This window comes from Accumulibacter sp., from assembly GCF_029255125.1.
Taxonomy (GTDB): domain Bacteria; phylum Pseudomonadota; class Gammaproteobacteria; order Burkholderiales; family Rhodocyclaceae; genus Accumulibacter.
Genome location: NZ_JAPUVR010000001.1, coordinates 1 through 4,387, shown reverse-complemented (window position 1 = coordinate 4,387; position 4,387 = coordinate 1). Strand labels below are relative to the sequence as shown.

The 4,387-nt window shown below is 62.1% G+C and carries 4 protein-coding genes; all 4 read left to right on the top strand.

Annotated features, from left to right (window positions below; translation table 11 throughout):
- Nucleotides 1-301 precede the first annotated feature (301 nt).
- The 4 genes from Q1L59_RS00020 (at nt 302) to Q1L59_RS00005 (ending at nt 4,038) form a co-directional block, all read left to right on the top strand.
- Nucleotides 302-874 (top strand): aminodeoxychorismate/anthranilate synthase component II, encoded by a 573-nt coding sequence (locus Q1L59_RS00020; protein WP_300327252.1) that lies wholly within the window; start codon nt 302-304, stop codon nt 872-874.
- On the top strand, nt 871-1,896 hold the full coding sequence (gene trpD / locus Q1L59_RS00015; RefSeq protein WP_300327251.1) for an anthranilate phosphoribosyltransferase: 1,026 nt from the start codon (nt 871-873) through the stop codon (nt 1,894-1,896). The genes Q1L59_RS00020 and trpD overlap by 4 nt, the downstream gene beginning before the upstream one ends.
- Before the next feature lie 70 nt (nt 1,897-1,966).
- Entirely contained in the window at nt 1,967-2,755 is a 789-nt protein-coding gene (gene trpC, locus Q1L59_RS00010) for an indole-3-glycerol phosphate synthase TrpC (RefSeq protein WP_300327250.1), read from the top strand.
- A gap of 182 nt (nt 2,756-2,937) precedes the next feature.
- Nucleotides 2,938-4,038: a porin gene (locus Q1L59_RS00005; protein WP_300327249.1), complete on the top strand. Its 1,101-nt coding sequence runs from the start codon at nt 2,938-2,940 to the stop codon at nt 4,036-4,038.
- Nucleotides 4,039-4,387 lie beyond the last annotated feature (349 nt).

Genomic DNA, 4,387 nt, shown 5'->3' with positions numbered 1-4,387 from the left:
TTCTGCCATGGGTTTCGCTCCAGGTTAAAGTCACCCATCGCTATTTACCTCACCTCCGCTCATTTGTCTAGTGCCGAAGGCCAATGCCGACCACCCCGGCGCCAGTCGCACTTTCGATTGCACCCGGCAGCCAGCCATTTCTTGAACGCGGTCCCGCACAATGCGACAATGCCGGTCTTTGCGAGCCGGCGCTTTTCACCCGCGCCACTTCATCCAGCGGCTGAGGAAGCGGCCAGGAAAGCGGCTATCAATCAGCGGTCAAGCACGTATGCATCAATAGAATCAGAAGGATAGCCTAGTCATGCTGCTGATGATCGATAACTACGACTCATTTACCTACAACCTCGTTCAGTACTTCGGCGAGCTTGGGCAAGAGGTCAGAGTGTTTCGTAACGACGCCATCAGCCTGACCGGGATTGCCCGCCTCGATCCCACCTATCTCGTTATCTCGCCGGGCCCTTGTACGCCAAGCCAGGCGGGAATCTCGCTGGCGGCGATCCGGGAATTTGCCGGCAAACTGCCTCTGCTCGGCGTCTGCCTCGGCCACCAGGCGATCGGCGAGGCCTTCGGCGGTCGCGTCGTGCATGCCCGCCGGCTGATGCATGGCAAGGTGTCGCCGGTGCACCATAACGGCCAGGGGGTGTTTCGCGGGCAGCCGAACCCGCTGAGGTGCACGCGCTATCATTCGCTGGCTGTCGAGCGTTCGTCGTTGCCCGACTGCCTGGAGATCACCGCCTGGACCGACGATGGCGAGATCATGGGATTGCGGCATCGTACCCTGGCGGTCGAGGGCGTGCAGTTCCACCCCGAGTCGATCCTTACCGAAAACGGTCACCAGTTGCTTGCCAACTTTCTCGAGGGGGGTCAGAGATGAAGCCACAGGACGCTTTGACGCGGGTCATCGAACACCGCGAAATCTTCCACGACGAAATGGTCGCGCTGATGCGTCAGATCATGCGCGGCGAAGTCAGTCCAGTGATGATCGCCGCGATCATTGTCGGCCTGCGCGTCAAGAAGGAAACGATAGGCGAGATTTCGGCCGCGGCACAGGTGATGCGCGAGTTGTCGACCAAGGTTGATGTCGGCGACCGCACACATCTCGTCGACACCTGCGGCACCGGCGGCGACGGCGCGCAAACTTTCAACATTTCGACTGCCGCGATGTTTGTTGCCGCTGCCGCCGGCGTACGCGTCGCCAAACACGGCGGGCGATCGGTTTCGTCGCAATCGGGCAGTGCAGACGTGCTCGAAGCGCTCGGCGCCAACATCAGTCTGACGCCGCAGCAGGTTGCGCAGAGCATTGACGAGGTCGGCGTCGGTTTCATGTTCGCGCCGAACCACCATAGCGCGATGAAGCACGCAGCGCCGGTTCGCCGTGAACTCGGTGTGCGCACCCTGTTCAACATTCTCGGCCCGCTGACCAATCCGGCTGGCGCGGGGAGCCAGGTACTCGGCGTTTTCCATCCCGATCTCGTCGGCATCCAGGTACGCGTTCTGCAGCGCCTCGGCAGCGCCCACGCGCTGACCTTGTTCGGCCGCGAGGGACTCGACGAGATCTCGATTTCCGGCGAGACGCTGGTCGGCGAACTGAAGAACGGCCGTGTCGACGAATACACGATTCATCCCGAACAGTTCAATCTGCCTGTGCATGACCCGCGTGTTCTGCGCGCCGCGACCGTCGAGGAGTCGAAAGCGATGCTGCTGGCTGCGCTGGAGAATCGCGCCGGAGCTGCGCGCGACATCGTGGCACTGAATGCCGGAGCGAGCATTTACGTCGGCGGCCTGGCCCCGTCGCTGGCCGATGGCGTCGATGCCGCGTTTGAAACGATCGCCAGCGGAGCTGCGCGGTCAAAGGTCGACGACTTCGTTGCGTTCTCGCGACGCTTCGCCGCGTGATCCAGGCGAACCGAACGGTTGACCCCGAGGGCATCGAAGCGGCCCGTGGTCGACGACAGGCGAGCCGCCAATGACCGACATCCTGCAGCGTATTCTTGCCGTCAAACGCGACGAGCTTGCCGCCAGCGCGGCGGAGACGAGCCTTGCCGAGATCTGTGCGACAGCGCAGCGGCAGGAGCGGCCACGCGATTTCGTTGGCGCGCTGCGCCAGCGGATCGCTGCCGGCCAACCGGCGGTGATTGCCGAAATCAAGCGGGCCAGCCCGTCGAAAGGGATACTGCGCGCCGATTTCCAACCCGCAGCAATCGCTGCCGGCTACCAGGAGAATGGTGCCGCGTGCCTGTCGGTGCTCACTGACCGGCAGTTCTTCCATGGTTCGCCTGCGGCGCTGCAACGCGCCCGGGCCGCCTGTTCGCTGCCAGTACTGCGCAAGGACTTTCTGGTCGACGACTATCAAGTCCACGAAGCGCGCGCGATGGGCGCCGACGCCATCCTGCTCATCGTTGCCGCACTCGACTTGCCGACGATGCAGCGTTTCGAGCAGATTGCCACCTCCTACGGAATGTCGGTACTCGTCGAGGTGCACGACCGACACGAACTCGAACTCGCGCTCGAGCTGGCGACCCCGCTGATCGGCATCAACAACCGAAACCTGCGCAGCTTCGAGGTCAGCCTGCAGACGACGCTCGACCTGTCGCTCGAGGTGCCGGCGGAGCGGATCGTCATCGCCGAAAGCGGCATCCTTGCCGCCACCGACGTCAGCTTGCTGCGCCGCCATGGGGTCAACGCCTTTCTCGTCGGCGAAGCCTTCATGCGCGCCGATGAGCCCGGCAAAGCCCTGGCGACGCTCTTCGCCTGAGTTCGACACGCCTGTTGCAGAAAACCAACAATCGCTGCGCCGTCACGAGCGAAAGCGATCAGGGAACTTGCTGCAATCTGGCGCCTTTGCCAGAATCCGCCCAACTTCTCGTCTTTTCGAGAGGTCCAGTTTGGTGGAGCGGCAGGTAGCTTCATCGATCTCAAACCTAGAGGAGATTCACAATGCAAAAGAAACTCATCGCACTGGCAGTCGCCAGCGTAGCTTCCGGCGCTGCTTTTGCTCAGACCAATGTCACGATGTATGGCATCGCCGACGCGGGCTATGTCTATAGCACGGGCAAGGCCAATATCGCCGGCGGCGGCACCAACAAGTTCAGCGGCATCGAGTCCGGCCTGCTGAGCGGCTCGCGCCTCGGTTTCAAAGGTGAAGAAGCGCTGGGTAACGGCCTGAAAGCCATCTTCCAGCTCGAATATGGCCTGAGCATCGACAGCAACGCGGGCGTTGGCACCGCGCTGGCCCGCCAGCAGTTCGTCGGTCTGTCCAGCAACGCGCTGGGTACGGTCGCCCTTGGTCGCCAATATGCTCCCGCCTATGACGCCACCGCGAGAAACGACGCCTTCGCCGGTGCCGCTTTCGCTCCGCAATCGTTCCTGACGACCTCGACTGCCGGCAACAACACGATCACGCCGAACAGCGGCGCGCGCTGGAACAACGCCGTGACCTACACCACCCCGAATTGGGGCGGCTTCACCGGTAAGGCGATCTATGGCTTTGGCGAAAACGCCGGCAACGACCGCTTTGTCAGCACCAGCGACAACGGCCGTTGGGGCGTCGGCGCCAACTTCAGCGCCGGCATGTTCAACGTCGACGGTGTCTATCAAGTGCGCCAGAACGTCGTTGCCGCCAACGGCAAGGACATCAACGAATGGTATGTCGGCGCCACGCTCGACCTGAAATTCGCCAAGTTGATGGCCAGCTACCAGGATCAGAACGACAAGAACACGCTGACCAACAACGACAACAGCACGTGGTCGGTCGGCGCGGTAATCCCGGTCATGTCGTCGAGCGCGATTCACCTGGGCTATGCTGAGCTTGACTTCGATCAAGGCAACAAGGGCGCCCAGTTGAACGGCAAGTCCAAGGCTGCTGCGGTGGCTTTCTCGCACGGTCTGTCGAAGCGTACAACGCTGTACACCGGCTATGTCTATGTCAAGAATGACAACGACACCGTTGGCGCAGCCCCGGCCGGCCTGACCGGCGTCATCGGCGCAATCGACCGCAAGAACCACACGTTTACCGCTGGTATTCGTCACACCTTCTGAGCCGGTTAGCAGATCAGAGAAACGGGCGCCCGGGCGCCCGTTTTTTTTTTGGCGGGGTGCCCAGCGGAGCGCCTTGCCAGCCGCGCCCTCTGTCGGCAACGGGATTGGGTAGAGCATGGCCAATGCAGCGTCTGCGCTCAGAGCAAGTCGTCGTAGAGCACGGTGATCGCCTGACGACGATGGTCCGGCCAGACCACTTGCCGAGCCGGCAGTTCTCATTTCAACCTAAAAACCGCAGTTAGCCGACGCCATTCGCATAATTCCCCAGCAAGCGATGCGTTGGTGGCCCCTCGATGCCAGCGAGGATCCGCTTGAGGTGATCACAGACACGATGCCAAACGGATGGGTT